The organism is Nonomuraea sp. NPDC003560 (genome assembly GCF_042878785.1).
Taxonomy (GTDB): domain Bacteria; phylum Actinomycetota; class Actinomycetes; order Streptosporangiales; family Streptosporangiaceae; genus Nonomuraea.
This window is the reverse complement of the sequence record NZ_JBIAOF010000003.1, coordinates 794778-812183: the sequence shown is the minus strand read 5'-3', so window position 1 is coordinate 812183 and position 17406 is coordinate 794778. Positions and strand designations below refer to the sequence as shown.

15 protein-coding genes are annotated in these 17406 nt (G+C 71.1%); 7 read left to right on the top strand and 8 right to left on the bottom strand.

Annotation, left to right across the window (positions count from 1 at the left end):
- Positions 1-8 precede the first annotated feature (8 nt).
- The gene (locus tag ACFYUV_RS14600) at positions 9-1451 is read right to left on the bottom strand and encodes an LCP family protein (protein WP_387668873.1); all 1443 of its coding nucleotides are present in this window, start codon (positions 1449-1451) and stop codon (positions 9-11) included.
- 82 nt (positions 1452-1533) lie between these two features.
- Between ACFYUV_RS14600 and ACFYUV_RS14595 the strand changes: the two genes are divergently transcribed.
- Positions 1534-2550, top strand: a complete 1017-nt coding sequence (locus ACFYUV_RS14595) for a glycosyltransferase family 2 protein (RefSeq protein WP_387668871.1) — start codon at positions 1534-1536, stop codon at positions 2548-2550.
- Here ACFYUV_RS14595 and ACFYUV_RS14590 read toward each other — a convergent pair whose 3' ends face one another.
- Both ACFYUV_RS14590 and ACFYUV_RS14585 read right to left on the bottom strand, forming a co-directional pair.
- Entirely contained in the window at positions 2551-4284 is a 1734-nt protein-coding gene (locus ACFYUV_RS14590; protein WP_387668869.1) for a CDP-glycerol glycerophosphotransferase family protein, read from the bottom strand.
- A gap of 69 nt (positions 4285-4353) precedes the next feature.
- Positions 4354-5088, bottom strand: a complete 735-nt coding sequence (locus tag ACFYUV_RS14585; RefSeq protein WP_387668867.1) for a 2-C-methyl-D-erythritol 4-phosphate cytidylyltransferase — start codon at positions 5086-5088, stop codon at positions 4354-4356.
- A 91-nt stretch (positions 5089-5179) separates the two neighbouring features.
- On the opposite strand from ACFYUV_RS14585, the gene ACFYUV_RS14580 reads away from it, so the two are divergent.
- The 6 genes from ACFYUV_RS14580 (at position 5180) to ACFYUV_RS14555 (ending at position 10972) form a co-directional block, all read left to right on the top strand.
- Positions 5180-6595, top strand: coding sequence for a CDP-alcohol phosphatidyltransferase family protein (locus ACFYUV_RS14580; RefSeq protein ID WP_387668864.1), 1416 nt, complete (start codon positions 5180-5182; stop codon positions 6593-6595).
- Positions 6596-6665: 70 nt separating this feature from the next.
- A complete protein-coding gene (locus tag ACFYUV_RS14575; protein ID WP_387668862.1) occupies positions 6666-7274 on the top strand; it encodes a DUF5941 domain-containing protein in 609 nt (202 codons plus the stop codon).
- Positions 7275-7351: 77 nt separating this feature from the next.
- Complete coding sequence (locus ACFYUV_RS14570) at positions 7352-8086, top strand: phosphocholine cytidylyltransferase family protein (protein ID WP_352349191.1); 735 nt, start codon at positions 7352-7354, stop codon at positions 8084-8086.
- A gap of 29 nt (positions 8087-8115) precedes the next feature.
- Positions 8116-9156 carry an iron-containing alcohol dehydrogenase family protein gene (locus ACFYUV_RS14565; RefSeq protein ID WP_358283907.1) on the top strand — a complete coding sequence of 347 codons (1041 nt, stop codon included), beginning with the start codon at positions 8116-8118 and terminating at the stop codon, positions 9154-9156.
- A complete protein-coding gene (locus ACFYUV_RS14560) occupies positions 9134-9901 on the top strand; it encodes a CDP-alcohol phosphatidyltransferase family protein (protein ID WP_352321579.1) in 768 nt (255 codons plus the stop codon). Before ACFYUV_RS14565 ends, ACFYUV_RS14560 begins: the two co-directional genes overlap by 23 nt.
- Before the next feature lie 186 nt (positions 9902-10087).
- Positions 10088-10972, top strand: a complete 885-nt coding sequence (locus ACFYUV_RS14555; protein WP_352321577.1) for a glycosyltransferase — start codon at positions 10088-10090, stop codon at positions 10970-10972.
- Here the strand turns inward: ACFYUV_RS14555 and ACFYUV_RS14550 are convergent.
- The 5 genes from ACFYUV_RS14550 to ACFYUV_RS14530 all read right to left on the bottom strand — a co-directional run bounded on the left by ACFYUV_RS14550 (position 10969) and on the right by ACFYUV_RS14530 (position 17389).
- Complete coding sequence (locus tag ACFYUV_RS14550) at positions 10969-11676, bottom strand: acetoacetate decarboxylase family protein (RefSeq protein ID WP_387668858.1); 708 nt, start codon at positions 11674-11676, stop codon at positions 10969-10971. The genes ACFYUV_RS14555 and ACFYUV_RS14550 overlap by 4 nt on opposite strands.
- Positions 11677-11714: 38 nt before the next feature.
- Positions 11715-12677, bottom strand: coding sequence for a glycosyltransferase (locus ACFYUV_RS14545; protein ID WP_387668856.1), 963 nt, complete (start codon positions 12675-12677; stop codon positions 11715-11717).
- A gap of 56 nt (positions 12678-12733) precedes the next feature.
- Complete coding sequence (locus tag ACFYUV_RS14540) at positions 12734-13933, bottom strand: acyltransferase family protein (protein WP_387668854.1); 1200 nt, start codon at positions 13931-13933, stop codon at positions 12734-12736.
- 172 nt (positions 13934-14105) lie between these two features.
- Complete coding sequence (locus ACFYUV_RS14535; protein WP_387668852.1) at positions 14106-15740, bottom strand: LCP family protein; 1635 nt, start codon at positions 15738-15740, stop codon at positions 14106-14108.
- 143 nt (positions 15741-15883) lie between these two features.
- On the bottom strand, positions 15884-17389 hold the full coding sequence (locus ACFYUV_RS14530) for a hypothetical protein (protein ID WP_387668850.1): 1506 nt from the start codon (positions 17387-17389) through the stop codon (positions 15884-15886).
- Positions 17390-17406 lie beyond the last annotated feature (17 nt).

Here is a 17406-nt window from a genome sequence, read left to right as displayed (position 1 = left end):
GATTATGCCTATTTCTTGCATATGTTCTCCATGGCGGTCTTGGTGGTCGGCGTGGAGCTCGGCTTGCTCGCCGGGGTGTCGGGCTGCTTGAGCTTCTTGATCTTCGGCTGGTCGCTGCCGGCGATCACCTCGACGCCCTCGACGTCGGCCTGCTTCAGCTCCGCGCCCGGGATGACGGACGCCACCAGGCGCGCGGCCGCCTCCTGGCCCGCGGCGTAACGCACGAGAGTCTGCTTGTGGTCCTTCTTGCCGGTGTTGCCCGGCTCGCCCGGCACCTTGAACCCGGAGGCCACCAGCGCCGACTTGGTGCGCGCCCCCAGCCCCGTGATGAGCGTGCCGTTCATGACCTTGACGGTGACGCTCTCCGGCGGGACCACGGTCTTGGCCGGCGACGGCGTGGCCGTCTTGGTGGGCACGGGCTTGGCGAGGTCCTGGTCGGCGTCGATGCGGCGGAACATGTCGCGGGCCGCCGGACGGTCCCACAACACCGCCGACTCGCCGGTCGGGGCCTTGAAGTCGACGTTCGCGAGCGGCACGTCGGCGAAGCGGACGTCCTCCAGCGACACGTCGCGCAGCTGGGTGGCCAGCCCGATCAGCCCGTCGTCGGGGTCGACCTTCACCGTGCTCAGGGTGGAGTTGACGAACGCGGCGAGCTTGGCCGGGTTGGCCAGCGTGTCGGCGCTCAGCGCCCGGTTGAGCAGCGCGGAGATGACCTGCTGCTGCCGGTCGATGCGGTCGAGGTCGGAGCGGGCGGTGGCGCGGGTGCGGGCGTAGCCGAGCGCCTGGGCGCCCTGGAGCTGGTGGGTGCCGGCGAGCAGGTTGAGGCCCGTCTTGGGGTCGTTGATCGGGATGGGCGTGCAGACGGTGACGCCGCCGAGCGAGTCGACCACGTCGATGAACCCGAGGATGTTCACCTCGATGTAGCGGTTGATCTCCAGCCCGGTGGCGGCCTTGACGGTCTGCATGGTGAGCTTCGGCCCGCCGAACTGGTAGGCCGAGTTGATCTTGTGGTCGCCCTTGCCGGGGATCGTCGTCCAGGTGTCGCGCGGCAGGCTCACCACGGTGACGCGCTGGTGGTCCTCCGACAGGTGGATGACCATCATCGTGTCGGTGCGCTGGCCGGACTCGCGGCCCAGCTTGAGCTGGTTCTGCTGCTGCCGGGTCAGGTCGTCGCGCTTGTCGACGCCGACCAGCAGGATGTTCTCGGCCCCCTGGGACTTGGGGGCGGTCACGCCCGCGTCGACCGTGCCGATCTGGCGCGGGGTCGCCCACACCACGCCGGTGGTGACCAGGATGCCCGTGGACAGCAGGCCGGCGACGATCACGTTGCGGCGGCGGGCCTTGGCGCTCCGCACGGGCCTGCGTGGACGGGTGGCAGGAGTGAGCCTGACGCCGCCGTAGGCGTCGCCGCCCACCAGCACGCCGCCGTCCTCCTCGCCCGCTTCGCGCATGCCCTCCTCCTCGGATCCGCCGGGGACACCGGGGCTTTCGATTGCCCTTCTCCCCTGGTCGTACAGTAGCGTGAGCCCCGCCATGAAGGAGTTCCCCGACTCGCCGCACGCGCCCGCGGAGACGCGCGGCTGGCCCCCCATCTCCGTCGTCATGCCGGTCCTCAACGAGGAGCGGCACCTTCGCGAGGCCGTCGACCAGGTCCTCGCCCAGAGCTACCCCGGTGAGATCGAGGTCGTCCTCGCCGTGGGTCCGTCCCAAGACCGCACCCAGGAGGTCGCCGACGCCATCGCGGCGGCCGACCGCCGGGTGACCGTGGTGCCCAACCCGACCGGTCGCACGCCCAACGCGCTCAACGCCGCCATCGCCGCCGCACGCAACGGCATCATCGCCAGGGTCGACGGGCACGCCATGCTGCCCTCCGACTACCTGCGCGTCGCCGTCGAGACGCTGGCCGAGACCGGCGCCGACAACGTGGGCGGCGTCATGGCGGCCGAGGGCGTCACACCGTTCGAGCAGGCCGTGGCCTGCGCCATGACCTCCAAGATCGGCGTCGGCGCCGCGGCCTTCCACGTGGGCGGCACCGCGGGCCCGGCCGACACCGTCTACCTCGGCGTGTTCCGCCGCTCGGCGCTCGACCGGGTCGGCGGCTACGACGAGCACTTCCAGCGGGCTCAAGACTGGGAGATGAACCACCGCATCCGCCAGACCGGCGGGCTGGTCTGGTTCCAGCCGCGCATGCGGGTCACCTACCGTCCGCGGCCCAACGTCAAGGCGCTGGCCAAGCAGTACTTCCACTACGGCCGCTGGCGGCGCGTGGTCGCGCGCACCCACGAGGGCACGATCAACCTGCGTTACCTGGCGCCGCCCGCCGCGGTGCTGGCCATGGCGCTGGGGCTGGTGCTCTCGCCGTTCTTCCCGCTGACGCTCGTCGTCCCCGGGGGCTACGTGCTGGCCATCGTGGCCGGCTCGGCGGTCACCGGCAGCGGGCTGCCGGGCGCGGTCAAGCTGCGGCTGCCCCTCGTGTACGCCGCCATGCACGTCTCGTGGGGATGGGGCTTCCTCACCAGCCCGCGGAGGTTGTCCAGGCCGCCACGCTGATCACGAGCCCGAGAAGACCCGCTCGACGGCCGCGTCGAAGCGGGTCAGCGCGTCCGGGTACTCCGGCCCGAGCAGGTAGCTCCTGAGCTTGATCCTGGCTCGGGCCAGGGTGTCCTCACCGTCCAGGAAACCGGCGAGGGCCGCGAGGTCCTCGCCGAGGAGCACCCCCGCCTCGGTGCTCGGGTAGCGCTCGTGGAAGGCGCGCTCGGGCAGCCCCGCGACGTTCGTCACGGCGTACGGCTTCTCGCTGGCCAGGAAGTCGGCCACGACGCTGGAGATGTCGCTGATCAGCAGGTCGCACTCGTTGAAGCAGTCGTACAGGTGCGGGCTGTCGCCGGTGACGATCAGGTGCCTGATCTCCGGCGCCCCGCCGGGACTCGACGGATGCCTGGCCTTCGACCTGGCCAGCTCGGCCGCCTCGATCATCGACACGATCCTGCGGTGCGCCCGCGCGGCGCTCTTGTCGCGGTGGCCGGTCAGCGGGTGCGGCTTGTAGATGATCCGCAGCTGCGGGTCGTGGTCCAGCAGGGCGCGCACGATGCGCGGGCCCATGGTGATCAGCGACGTGTGGAACAGGTCGTCGTTCCAGCCCTCCCAGGTGGGGGCGTACAGGACGGTCCGGTACGGCAGCCCCGGGCCCTCGGTCGAGATGCCTTCGAGCTGCGGCCGGCCGACCTCGTGGATGCTCTCGTCCCGGACGCCCACGCGGGCGCGCCGGTAGCGGTCGCGACCGGCCGGCCCGGCCACCCACACCTCGTCGTACACCCGGGAGAACGGGTTGAACGAGGCCTCCTTGTCGCTGTCGCCGTGGTTGAGGAACACGCTGCGCAGCGTCGGGATGCGCAGCATGTGGACGTTGCGGCCGACGTTGGAGACGTACAGGCAGAGCTTGGCGCTGAACAGGGCGCGGAAGCTCATCAGGTCGGCCGAGGACGGGATGCAGACCATCGGCAGCGTGGTCGACTCCAGGTGCCTGGCCATGCCGCGCTCGCGCAGCACGACGATCGCCCGCCGGTTGATGCGTTCGAGGGTGGGCAGCCACATCCTGGCCTGGTAGGCGGCGGCCGTCGCGCCGGAGAAGTACAGGATGACCTCCGGGTCGTAGGCCCTGACCTGCTCGCCCACGACCTCCAGCACCCTCGCCCGGTCGCCGAGCGGCCGGGTGCGGCGCACGTACGGCAGGAGCGCCAGCACGCCCGCCACGCCGAGCAGCAGCGCCACGCCCGCGCCGGCCGCCCCGGCCGCCGCGCCGAAGGTCGCGCCGAGCACCGGCAGGGCATCGAGCCCGAGGAAGCGCAGGCCGCGGTGGGCGCCCAGGAACGGGGGCGGCATCTTGGGGATGCGCAGCGCGGACACGTCGAGGTTGCGGGTGGTCACCGGCATGCTGCTGAGCGTCTGCCGCAGGCGGATGACCAGCCCCGAGTGCGCGGCCCGCGCGCCGTGCAGCGCGAACAGCCCGGCGGCCAGCGCCACGAACCACGGCGAGTCGGCCCCCGACACCCGCGCCACCAGCAGCAGCGCGGCCGTCTCCCTGGCGGCGAACCGCAGCGTGGTCCCCAGGTGCATCCGGCTGAGCAGCTCGGTCACCCCGCCGGCCAGGCGTGCCGCGGCGAACTCGACGACGTAGGAGACTACGGCGACCAGCCCGAACAGCAGCGGCGCCGGCCACAGCGCCGAGGCCAGCAGGACGGGGTAGCAGCCGAGCAGCGCGCCGATCGCCAGCAGTCTTCTCATGCGACCGCACGGTAACAACCCGCAGGTCAAGGGCCTTCCACGCGAACGTCTACGACATGCCCGGACACGTCAGGAGATGGACCCCCTGATCGCGAAGAGCTGCTCGGCGATCCGCAGGTCGTCCGGATGGGTGACCTTGATGTTGCGCTCGCTGCCGGGGACCAGGTGGATGGGCACCTCGGGCAGGTAGCGCAGCACCACGCCGCAGTCGTCGGTGGCCGGGCGCTCGGCGAAGCCCGGGTCGGCCATGGCCCGCTCGTACGCCTCGCGGATCACCGAGAGCCGGAAGCACTGCGGCGTCTGGCTGCGGCGCAGCCGCGAGCGGTCGAGGACCTCGCCGATCACCTCGCCGTCCGGGCCGGGCACGGCAACCAGGACCGTGTCGGAGCTCGGGATCGCCACGTTGACGGCCCGGTGGGTGCGCAGCGCCGCCACGCACTCGGTGATGATCCGCGGCTCCAGAAGGGGCCGTACGGCGTCGTGCAGCAGCACGTCGCACTCCTGCGTGCCCAGCGCCCGCAACGCCCGCCACGTGCTCTCCGTACGGCTGCGGCCGCCCTCCACGATCCGGGTGACCTTGCGGTGGCCGCCGTTCGCCACGATCTCCTTCACCCGGTCGGTGAAGCCGGGCGTCATCAGCACCACGATCTCGTCGATCTCCGGCGCCTGCTCGAACACCGCGATGGAGTGCTCCAGGATCGTCCGCCCGGCTACTTCGATGAGCTGTTTGGGTATCTCATGTCCGACCCGCTGCCCCACGCCTCCCGCGAGGAGCACTCCGACCGACCGCCGTGCTGCATCCATGTCGGCAGCGTAACGGTCCTGTTCCGTGATATCGCGCGCCCCTGTCGCTACGCTGTGTCCACGCACTCCCTACCGGGAGGAGACCTGCGCTTTGCCCGACTCACTCACCCGCGAGGGCACGACCACCTCGGTGGTGCTGCTCGCCACGACCCCGGCGTGCCGGCTCTCCTGCGCCGACGGCACGCTCCTCGACCGGCTGAGCGACCAGTTCGCCGCGCTTCCCGTCCGTGACGTCCAGGTGGTGACCCCCGGTGGCGGGCTCGGGGCCGACCTGCGCGGGGTGGCCAAGATCGCCCGGGTCTCCTCGGGCACGGTCGTGGTGCTCCCCGCCGACCTCGTCGCCCACACCGAGGCGCTCGCGCTGCTGCTCGAACATCCCGCGCGCGACACCGGGGCGCTGGTCTCCCACGACGAGGCCGCCGCCCCGATGCGGCCGCCCGTACGCGTCGAGTCCGGCAGGGTGGTCGCCGCCGGCAGCTCGTTCCACACCGTCCCGGAGGCCAACGCCACCTTCAGGGGCGTGCTCCAGACCGGCGAGGCCGACCTGGCGTCCCTGGCCGACATCGCCGAGGAGCTGGCCGAGCTGGCCGACCTGGGCAAGCTCGGCCCGGTCACCCCCGTCGAGGCGGTCGACCTGCTGCTGGTGGGCCTGGTCAGGGCCGGCGTACGGGTGCGCGCCGCCTCGATCGGCCCGCTGCACGCCGACCGCGTGACCGGCCAGCACGCCGCCGACAGCGCCCTGACCAGGCTCGCCGAGGTCGACGAGGCCAGGGTCCGGCTCGACACCTCGGTCAAGGAGGACGACGGCTTCTTCGCCACGTTCTTCGTCTCGACCTGGTCGCGCCACCTGATCAGGCCGGCCGTCCGCCTCAAGCTGACCCCCAACGCCGTCACCGGCGTCTCGATCGGCCTGGCCGCGCTGGCCGCCGTCTGGTTCTCGGCCGGCACCCAGTCCGGGCGGGCGGCCGGGGGCGCGCTGTTCGTGATGTCGTTCGCGCTCGACTGCCTCGACGGGCAGCTCGCCCGCTACACCCGCACGTTCTCCCCGCTCGGGGCCTGGGCCGACGGCATGGCCGACCGGCTGAAGGAATACCTGGTCTACGTCGGGCTCGCCTTCGGCCACGGCGGGACCACGATCTGGTACCTGGCCGCCGCCGCGATGATCACGCAGGTCGTCCGCCACACCATCGACTACTCCTACGCCGGGGCGCTGGCCGACGCGGGCCGCGTCGGCGCCCTGTGGGCCAGGCCCGCCCGGTCGCTGCTGGAGCCGGCCGACGCGCGGCACGCCCACGGGATGCTCGGGCTCGCCCAGCGGCTGGAGCGCGACTCGCTCGCCCGCTGGCTGAGGAAGATCGTCGTGCTGCCCATCGGCGAGCGGACGGTGCTGATCGCCGTCACCGCCGCCGTGTGGGACGCCAGGGTGACGTTCGTGTCCCTGCTGTGCTGGGGCGGGGTCGCCGCCCTCTACCAGCTCGCCGGGCGCCTGGCGAGGTCGGCCCGGTGAGGGTCGCCGGGGCGGGCGAGGCGGCGGCGGTTCGCCGGATCGGGAGGCAGGCAGCGTGATCTCCGTGCACATGACCCCCGTGCCAGAGAGCAGGGTCGTCGCCTACCGCGACGACGGGCCGCTCTCGCGCGCGATGGGCCTGCTCGTGGCCGGGCAGCTCCCGCCGCTGCCGCCGGTGATCGCCGGCACGTTCGTCACCGGCGTGCTGCTGCTGATCGGCGTGGCCGGGTCCGACGGGCTCGCGGTGTTCGCGCCCGCCGTGACGCTGCTGCTGGCCGGGCCCGGCAGCACCCACCCGCACGACGGCCGCTTCGACTGGCTGGTGCCGCCGATCCTGCGGCTCATCGAGTACAGCTTCGTCGCCGCCTGCGGCTTCGCCCACGGGCTGCCGCCGGTGCTGACCTTCCTGCTGCTCGGCGCGCTCGCCTTCCACCACTACGACCTGGTCTACCGGCTGCGCCAGCGCGTCTACCCGCCGGCCTGGCTCTCCACGCTCGGCCTCGGCTGGGACGGCCGGATGATGGCGGTCTCGCTGGCCGCCCTGGCCGGCTGGATGACCGCGGGCTACGTGCTGCTGACCCTCTACCTGTGGGCGCTGTTCGGCTGGGAGAGTGTCACGTGCTGGCTGGCCGCGCCCCGATCGGGCGTCGAGGCGGGCGAGATGGGAACGCAAGACTAACGCCGGATTACCCGCGAAGGGGCCAAAGGCAACTAACCTTTGGGCACACGTAGTCATGCTCGACCGAGGAGTGCACGTTGCTGGGAATGGTTCTGGCCGCCGGGGCCGGACGACGCCTGCGGCCGTACACCGACACGCTGCCCAAGGCGCTCGTGCCGGTTGACGGCGAAACCACGATCATGGACATCTCGCTGCGCAACCTCGCCGAGGTGGACCTGCGGGAGGTCGTGGTCGTCGTCGGTTACGCGGCGCAGGCCGTGCACGACCGCAAGGAGGAGCTGGAGAGGCGCCACGGCGTCAAGCTCACCCTCGTGCACAACGACAAGGCCGAGGAGTGGAACAACGCCTACTCCCTGTGGTGCGCCCGCGACTACTTCGCCCAGGGCGTGCTGCTGGTCAACGGCGACACCGTCCACCCCGTCTCGGTCGAGAAGACGCTGCTGGCCGCCCCCGGGACGAGCGACGTCCTGCTCGCGGTCGACAACGTCAAGAAGCTGGCCGACGAGGAGATGAAGGTGACCCTCTCCCCGGAGGGCTCGCTGCGCCGCATCACCAAGCTGATGGACCCGGCCGAGGCGTACGGCGAGTACATCGGCGCCACGCTCATCAGGCCCGGCGCGGCCGAGCGGCTGGCCGACGCGCTCAAGACGACGTTCGAGCGCGACCCCCAGCTCTACTACGAGGACGGTTACCAGGAGATGGTCGAGCGCGGCGAGGCGATCCACGTCGCGCCCATCGGCGAGGTCGACTGGGTCGAGGTGGACAACCACGACGACCTGGCCAAGGCTCGCACCATAGCCGTTCGCTACTAGAGGGAGCGCGCATGCCGCTTCTAGCGAGGATGCTGCCGGCGCCCCTGACCATGGAGGTCAGGCGCGGCGCCGTCGCCGAGCTCGGCGCCCTGCTGGCCGACAGCCGCGTGGCCACCTCCGGCCGGGTGGCCGTGGCCGTCGGGCCCGGCCAGGGCGACCACATCGAGCGCCTGATCGCCCCCACCCTCGGCGAGGCCGAGGTGTTCAGGGTGAGCGACGGGTCGGTCGAGGCGGCCGTCTCACTCGGCGCCGACCTGCGCAAGGGCGCCTACGAGGTCGTCGTCGGGGTCGGCGGCGGCAAGACGATCGACGCGACGAAGTACGCCGCCTCCCTCGCGGGCATCCCCATGGTGGCCGTGGCCACCAACCTCTCCCACGACGGCATCTGCTCGCCCACCGCCTCCCTCGTCTACGAGGGGGGCAAGGGCACCTTCGGCGTGCCGATGCCGCTGGCCATCCTGGTCGACCTCGACTTCGTGCACAACGCGCCGAAGTCGCTGGTCAGGGCCGGCATCGGCGACGTCGTCAGCAACCTGTCGGCGATCGAGGACTGGCAGCTCGGCAACGTCGAGCGCGGCGAGCCCATCGACGGCCTGGCCTGCTCGATGTCCCGCACCGCCGCCGAGGCGCTGGTCGGCCGGAGCGACGGCATCGAGTCCGACGCGTTCCTGACCGTCCTGGCCGAGTCGCTCATCCTGTCGGGCATGTCGATGGTCGTCGCCGGGTCGTCGCGGCCCGCGAGCGGTGGAGATCATGAGATCCTTCATGCCGTGGATCAGCTCTTCCCCGGCACCTCCAACCACGGCGAGCTCGCCGGCATAGGTGCCGCCTTCTGCTTCTTCCTGCGGGAGGACGCCGCCAGGGTGGCCCAGGTGGTCGACTGCCTGCGCCGGCACGAGCTCCCGGTCGTGCCCGCCGACATCGGGCTGACCGGCGAGCAGTTCGCCGACGTGGTCGCGCTGGCGCCGTCGACCCGTCCCGGCCGTTACACGATCCTGGAGCACCTGCGCATGCAGGACTCCGAGATCCGCGATCGGGTGGGGGACTATGTCCGGGCCTTCGGTAGCTGAGCTGCGGCGGGTCGCCCAGCCCGAGGGCCATCTCGACCGCAGGAACGGCGAGCACTGGGCAGGCGTGCTCTACATGCGCCGGCTGTCCATCTACGTCACGTGGCTGACGAGCAAGACGTCGGTCACGCCCAACCAGCTCACCTGGGTGATGACGGTCGCCGGGGTCGCGGCGGGCTTCGTGCTGGCCCTGCCGGGGCTGTGGGCGGCCGTGCTGGCCGCCCTGCTCGTCCAGGTCTACCTGCTGCTCGACTGCTCCGACGGCGAGCTGGCCCGCTGGACGGGCAAGACGTCGCTGGCCGGGGTCTACCTCGACCGCGTCGGGGCCTACTTCACCGAGGCCGCCGTGCTGGCCGGGCTCGGCTGGCGGGCCTCGGCCGTGCTGCCCGACTGGTACACCGTGCTCGGCTTCGCCGCCGCGCTCGGCGCCATCCTCATCAAGGCCGAGACCGACCTGGTGGAGGTGGCGCGGGCCAAGGGCGGGCTGGGCGCGTCCTCCGAGGCGTCGGCGGTGCAGTTCCGTTCGGGGCTGCTCGGTCTGGGCAGGAGGATCCTGGCGGCGACCAAGTTCCATCGGATCATGCAGCCGATCGAGCTGTCGCTGCTCGCGGTGGCGGCCGCGGTGATCGACCTGGCGACCGGCACGCTCGGGGCCTCCCGCGTGCTCATCGTGGCCTGCGCGATCGCCGCCGCGCTGCAGACCGTGCTCCATCTGATCAGCATTATGGCGTCGAGGCGGCTTGGGTGATCTCATGTCGGAACCGGAGGAGCTTCCCGTCCGTCGTATTGATCGGACGTCCGCCGTTCGGTGGGGGTTCACCATCGGTTCCGATACGCTTAGCTCCACCATTGTCAACAAGATGCAGACCAGCAGACTCGGTGATCATGAAAGAATGCTCCGCTCGTGTCCTCAACGCGTCAGGACGATGACCCGTTGAAGATCTCGTGCGTCATCCTCACCATGGGCAACCGGGTCGCGGAGCTGAACCGGGCCGTCGAGTCCGCGCTCAACCAGGTCGACGGCGACGTCGAAGTGGTGATCGTGGGCAACGGCGCCGACGTGCCCCAGGTGTCGGCCACGCCACCCGAGGGCTCGGCCGCGGTCGTGAAGACGATCCGGCTCGACCACAACACCGGCATTCCCGCCGGCCGTAACCGCGGCGTCGAGGAGTGCTCCGGCGACGTCGTGCTGTTCCTCGACGACGACGGCTGGTACGCCAACCAGAAGGTCGTCGCCCACGTGCGCGACCGGTTCGCCACCGAGCCCGACCTCGCGGTGATCTCCTTCCGGGTGATGGACCCCGAGGGCGGCGTCGGCCAGCGGCGGCACGTGCCCCGGCTGCGCGCGGGCGACCCGCAGCGCTCCTCGCCGGTCACCACGTTCCTCGGCGGCGCCTCGGCCGTGCGGCGTTCGGCCTTCCTCCAGGTCGGCGGCCTGCCGGAGCGGTTCTTCTACGCGCACGAGGAGACGGACCTGGCCTGGCGCCTGCTGGGCGAGGGCTACCGGATCGAGTACGACGCCGAGACCGTCATGTACCACCCGCAGGTCCCGCCGACCAGGCACGCGCAGTTCTACCAGCTCAACGCCCGTAACCGGGTCTGGCTGGCGCGGCGCAACCTGCCGTGGCCGCTGGCGTTCCTCTACCTGACCAACTGGGTGGTGCTCACCCTGATCCGCGAGCGCCGCTCGGGGGTCGCGATCAAGGCGTGGTTCTCCGGCTTCTTCGAAGGGCTGCGCACGCCCGCGGGCGAGCGTCGTCCCATGGCCTGGCGCACCGCCTGGCGCATGGTCAAGCTCGGCCGCCCGCCGATCGTCTAGACCGCCTCCGCCTCGCCGAAGGTCATCGAGGCATGGGAGACGGTCGAGGCGAACAGCGCCCGCTTGGGCAGCCCCAGCTCGCTGAGCTCCTTGGCGATGGGGTGGTTGCCCAGGCGGATCAGCGCGCCGCCCGGCCGCACGCGCGTGCCCCCGGCCCGTACGGACCAGGGGACGCGCCGCGTGACGCCCTCCAGATGGGTGAAGGCGTCGAGCGGCGCCATGGCGGCCGGCGCCGGCACGCCGGGCCTGATCAGCAGGTCGAGCACGAGCCTGCCGTCCTTGCGCAGCACACACCGCTTGTACGGCGACCCGAGCCGCAGCTCGATGTCGGCCAGCTCCTTGGGGAAGCCCCAGATCGTCCGCCCCGCCTCCAGCGTGAACCGCTGGTCGACGGGCAGCCAGTGGACGAAGACGCCCGCGCCGCGCAGGTCGCCGAGCCCGACCGAGCCCGCCGCCCCCGGCCGCCGGATCAGGAAGGCCATCCCGAACTCGTGGTAGGTGTCGAGGTCACCGTCGCGGTAGTCGACGAACACCAGCACGCACACGGCCTTGCCGGGGAACACCTCGGCCACGTCGAGGCCGGAATAGGCGATCACCGCCCGCGCCGCGTCGGCCCGCACCGCGTAGAAGGCGCTGCAGACCTCCGCGTCCTCCACTCGCACAGGCATGCCCACCGTCCGGCCCTGGATCAGATGCGATGCCATGGGTCCAGTACATCAACCCGGGAGCCCGCTGGCCATTCCTACACCGCCAGCGCGTGTTCCGGCAGGGCCGCCCACGACTCGGCCAGCTTGACGAAGTCCGCCGCCCGGTCGGGCCAGTGGTGGCGCAGCCGGGCCTCGGCGTGCCCGACCGCTCCCAGGTCGGCCCGGCGCACGGGGTCCTCCTTGAGGTCCAGGACGGCGTCCAGCAGCGCGTCCACGTCCCGGGGCACCACCAGGCCGCAGCCGACGGCCCGCACCAGCGGGGCGGCCTGCGGGGTGGCGATCACCGGCAGGCCCCGGCCCATGTAGTCGAGGATCTTCGTGGGCGGCCCGGTCACGGTGTCGGCGGCCAGTGACAGCCCGGCCAGCGCGCCCTCGGACATGCGCAGGGCGTGCCGGTTGGGCACGTACCCGAACCAGTCGAGCAGGCCGACGCGCTGGGCGTCGCGCAGCAGCGGGCGCACGTCGCGGTCGGCGGCGCCGATGAGGTCCATCCGGATGCCGTGCGGCGCCAGGCGCTCGGCCAGGGCGATCAGCTCGGCCACGCCGCGCTCGGCCGACAGGCGGCCGATGTGCACGACCCTGGTGTCGCCGGGAGGGGGCGGGCTGGGCGACACCAGGGTCGCTTCGGGCACCTCCGCGGAGGTGATCACGTGGTGCCGTCTTTCCGCGCGGGCCCGCCGTCTGGGCGAGACGTCCTCGCGGACGTCCCAGACGACCGGAGGGCGCCGGTGGGGCAGCGCGCGCAGCAGCCGGTGATCGTGCACGATCAGCAGGTCGGCGTCCCGCACGCCGCGCCTGAGCGCCGCGCGGGCCTTCCCGTACGGGGCCTGCCGGGCGACGTCGACGGCGGTGAGCCCGACGGCTGGGGTGACGTTGTAATAGGTGAACGGCGCGACGTAGGTCACCTCGTGGCCCGCGTCGAGCAGCGCCCTGATCTGCCGGTGCATGATCCGGGCGTCCTCGGGATGATGGACGGTGGTGGCGACACATGCGCGCATGTGTCGATGCTCCGCGCCTACCAGGTCAAAGGCGTTAACTCAGGTGAAAGGGCCGCTTAACTTCCAGAGGGGCGGCGATAGAGCCAGGTCAGGCGAGGTTCGAGCACCCACTTGAAGACGGTGCGCGTCTCCGGCAGGCACAACACGATCGCCAGTGCGAACGAGCTGCACGCGATGGCCAGCACGCCGAGCGGCCCGTGCAGCCACGGCAGCGCCAGCCAGCCCTGGTCCTTGGCGATCAGGACGGGGATGCCGTGGAGCAGATAGCAGTAGAGCGTGCGGGTGCCGAGGTCGGAGTACCAGGTCTCGCCGCGGGGCACCAGCGCCAGCACCGCGAAGGACATCGCCAGGGCGCAGACCAGCAGCCCGACCTTGAGCAGCAGGCCCATCCACCAGGACAGGTCCATGTCCTGGAAGCTGTGCTTGAAGTAGAACGGGTCGAGCGGCGCCTTGGGCGCGATGACGATGGCCACGGCCGCCGCGCAGAGCAGCGTGACCCCCGAGACGATCTTGATCCACAGCTTGTTGAGCATCTCGAAGTGCTCGGGCTGCATCACCAGGCCGATGACGAAGAACGGCAGCAGGCCGAAGAAGCGGTCCATGCTGAAGTCGCCCGCGATCTGCGAGAACCCGGCGAACATGTAGATCACGATGGCCACCGGGACCGGGTGCTTCATCCGCTTCCACACCGGTGTGGACAACCGCCAGAACAGCAGCGCCAGCAGGTACCAGTTGAGCCACGCCGGATCGATGATCGTGAGGCTCCACTTCTGGCCGAGCCCGTAGCGGACGGCGGCGTAGCCGATCTCCACGATCACGTACGGCACGACGAACGTGTCGACGAGCTTGTTCGTCTTCGCGTTGGAGTTCCAGAAGTTCCTGGACAGGTAGCCACTGATCAGCACGAACAGCGGCATGTGGAACATGTAGATGTAGATGTAGAGCGCTCTGGAGGAATGGGTCGAGAGCGTGGGCACCAGCGAGTGGCCCAGCGGCACGAGCGCGATCAGGATGAACTTGACGTTGTCGAGGTAGGGGTCGCGCCTGCGCTTGGGCGGCTCGGGCTCCTCGGCGGGCTCCTGCCGCTCCTCGGGGCGCTCGCCCGTCGCGATGCCGTGGGGGTCGGTCTGGTTGCCCCAGACGGACTCCTGAGGCAGGGGCCAGCGAGCTCCAGTGTTCGCCGGCCCGCCTTCCTCGACGGGGCCGTCAGGGCTCCGCGGGGTCGTGACCGGTGGAGAGAACTTTGTGTCAGACACTGGGGAGCTCAGCTTCGCTAGGGGCCGGGGTGCACGACGCAACTCTGACATTTCATACTTACAACCGCCTTAACAGCGGCCGTGTCGCGCTGCGTCGCCGACCCGCAAACATTATCCCGATCTAGTGGTCCCTGTCTCACCAGAAGTCCGGTTCCACAGGGAACTTGGAGCCTCAGGTGCACACGTTCTTCTGGTCGGCGGCCGTGATGGTGCTGTTGTTCACGCTGTCAGGAAGCTTGGTGACCTTCACCGACTTGAAGTCGGAGCCGACCACGAGCTGGATCACCGGGGCGCCCTTGCCGCCCGCGCCGGCGGCCGTGCCGGTCGTGCCGGAGGTGTAGGGCTGCGGGTTGGTCGCGGTGACCTTGCCCGCCGAGGGAGCCGGCTTGGGCAGCACCGCGCCGGACAGCACGGCCGCGTAGTCGGCGCCGGTGGCGGCGCCCTTGGCGTAGTGGATCTCGCTGGAGGGCAGGCTCGCGCCGTCGGCGGCCTGGTAGTTGCCCACCCCGACGACGTTGAAGCCCTGCTTGGCCAGCTCGTCGGCCACCAGGCGGGCCTTGCCCGGCGTGGTGGTGCCGTTGAGCACCTGGACCTTCACCTGCTCGGGCTTCGGCGTGACCTTGGGCTTGGTGCTCGCGCTGGCACTCGCGCTCGGGGTCGGGTCGGGGAGTTCGGTGTCGCTGATGATGGAGGCCCACAGCGCGGAGGCGTCGGGCTCCTTCCAGATCACCCGGTTGGGGTCCTGCGGGTCGGGCAGCCACGGGATCGTGGTGAGCTGCACGCCGCCCGCGGTCAGCTCCTTGGCGCTGGTGGCGATGTCGATGAGCTGCTGGGTGTCGTTGGCCAGCTCGGGGTCCATGGTGACCGAGCCCGCCGCCGCCTTGATGAAGCCGGTCAGCTTGCCGATGTCGGTGAGCAGCTCGCTGCTCGTGGCCTTGGCGATGACCTTGCTCAGGAAGATCTGCTGGCGCTTGATGCGCTGGATGTCGCTGCCGTCGCCGTAGTGGCGCAGACGTACGTAACCGAGTGCCTTCTCGCCGTTGAGCAGGCTCTTGCCCGGAGGCAGGACGAGATGGGAGGCCCTGTCGTTGACGCCGGACTTGAGGCAGATCTCGATGCCGCCGAGGGCGTCGACGATGTTCTTGAAGCCGCTGAAGTCCACCTCGACGAAGTGGTTGATGCGGATCTGGGTGAGCGTCTCGATCGTGGAGATCGTGCACGCGATGCCGCCGGAGTTGTACGCCGAGTTGATCATGTCCCGGCGGGGCGGCATCTCGGCCTTGGTGGTCTCGTTCTTGCACTTCGGGATCTGCACCATCGAGTCGCGCGGAAAGCTGATCAGGCGCGCCTTGTCCCGGTTGGGGGAGATGTGCATGACGATGATCGTGTCGGTGCGCTTGCCGCCGGCGTCGGCCGTCCTGGCGAGCTGCTGGCCGTATTTGGCGTTGCCCTTGCCCGCGCGGGTGTCGGAGCCGACGAGCAGCACGTTGAGCGCGCCCGTGTCGCGCGGACGCGGGTTGATGATGTCCTCTTTGACGCTCTTCTGGGTGATGTTGCCGAAGGCGTCGCGGTAGACGGTGTAACCGGTCAGCGCGCCGGCCACCATGACCGTGGTGGCGGCGATGCTGACCCAGGCCAGCACCCGCATCTTGCCCTGACCGCCGCCGCCGTCGCCGCGGTGGCCGCGTGGGGGCCGGTCGTCGGGCGGGGGAGGCGGGGAGCCCGCGGCCCTTCGCGCCATCCGGCTGCCCGGAGCGCTGGGGGCGACCCTGGCGTCCTGGACGGACGCGCTCCTGTAGTCACTCATACGCCCCCTAGCCTCGTTCCTTGCGCCAACGCGCCGGCTTGGTCGCTCCGCGCCACGAGATTAGGTCACGTACGGCGTGCCCGGTGCCATGACCGCCGGAAACGACCGTGACCCGGGCGTGATGTTTCCGCGGCACAGCATACTCAGAGCCGGACATTTCGTGGAATATCATTGCCAAAGTCTTTCCCGCTTTCTGACCGTCCCCGCAGGTCAGGCCGGACGCTCAGGGCCGCCGCGAGGCAGGCCAGAGGCACGGCCGGGAGCACGTACCGGTAGTCGAACTCGGCCACGGCGGGCGGTGTGACGAGCAACACAACGGCCGCCGCCCAGGGCGCCGCCCACGCCGGCGGACCGGCGTGCCGCAGGCCCCGCGCCCCGCGCACGGCGGCCGCGACGGGCGGCGCGAGCAGGAGCGCCAGCAGCACCGGGCCGGGCAGGCGCACCACGCTCTGGTAGCCCCGCAGCCATCCGGCGTAGGGCTCGACGATCTCCGTACCGATCGCACCCTGCTCGTAGAGCTTGGCATAGTCGGCGCCGACCTGCGCGGGATAGCGGCCAGGTGGGCCGGGTGGGGTCACCGGGAACTCGTAGTAGGCGTAGACCTCCGCGTCGGGGTAGACCGGCCGTCCCCACGCGAACGTGCGGGCCAGCTCGGCCAGCACCGAGCCCGCGTAGTCGAGCGGCTGGCTGGTGACGGCGAGGGTCGCGAACCTGGAGGCCAGGTCGTCGTTCGCCTTCGAGAACGTGATCCCCGGCAGCTTCACCAGCGGGGAGTCCTTGCTCCAGATGTACTCCTGCGACGGCGGGCGCAGCTCCGGCGGACGGGGGTCGCACAACACCCGCAGGTCGGCCGGCGGGTTCATCCTGGCGCAGTCGGCGAAGGACATCGTGCGGGCGTAGAGGAAGACGCCGTTCGCGCCCACCAGGCCGACGCGGTGGTGGGCGGCGTAGAACCAGCCGCCGTAGGCGATGACCGGGACCAGCGCGGCGGCCAGCAGCACCCCGGCCAGGCCCACGCGCCTGCGCAGCACGAACCACGCGGCCAGGACGACGATGAGCGGCAGGCCGACGGTCCTGGTCAGGGTGGCGGCGGCCAGCAGCAGGCCGACGGCGGCGACGGTGGCGCGCTTCTCGGTCAGGCTCAGCGCCACGGCGGCCACGACCAGGAACAGGAACAGCGTGTCGGAGACCAGCAGGTGCTCCAGCTCGACCTGGTACGCGTCGAGCAGCACGGGCACGGCCGCCAGCGTGCGCGCCCAGCGCGGGGCCCGGCGCGCGGCCACGTAGACGAGAACGCCGGTGGCCAGGCCGAGCAGGTGTTGCGCCGCGGTGACCGCCCAGAAACCGTGGAAGGGCTCCAGGAGCTTCATGAACATCGAGTAGCCCGCCGGGCGCACCAGGTCGGGGCGCGGCCGGAAGACGGTGACGATGTAGGTGTAGGAGTCGGGGAACCACAGGGCCGGGCGGTAGCCGAGCATGGCGAGCGCGCGCAGGGCCGCGCCGGCCGCCAGGACCCCGGCGAACCAGCCGTGCCGCCGCCACCATCCGGCCTCCCGGACGCGCGCGAACCACTTGGGTTCTTGGACGCGAGCGGGGGTCCCCGCGCGCGGCTCCGGTCTCAGCCGCTGGTCATCCCGCTCCTCCTGCACCTCGCGTACGCTACCCG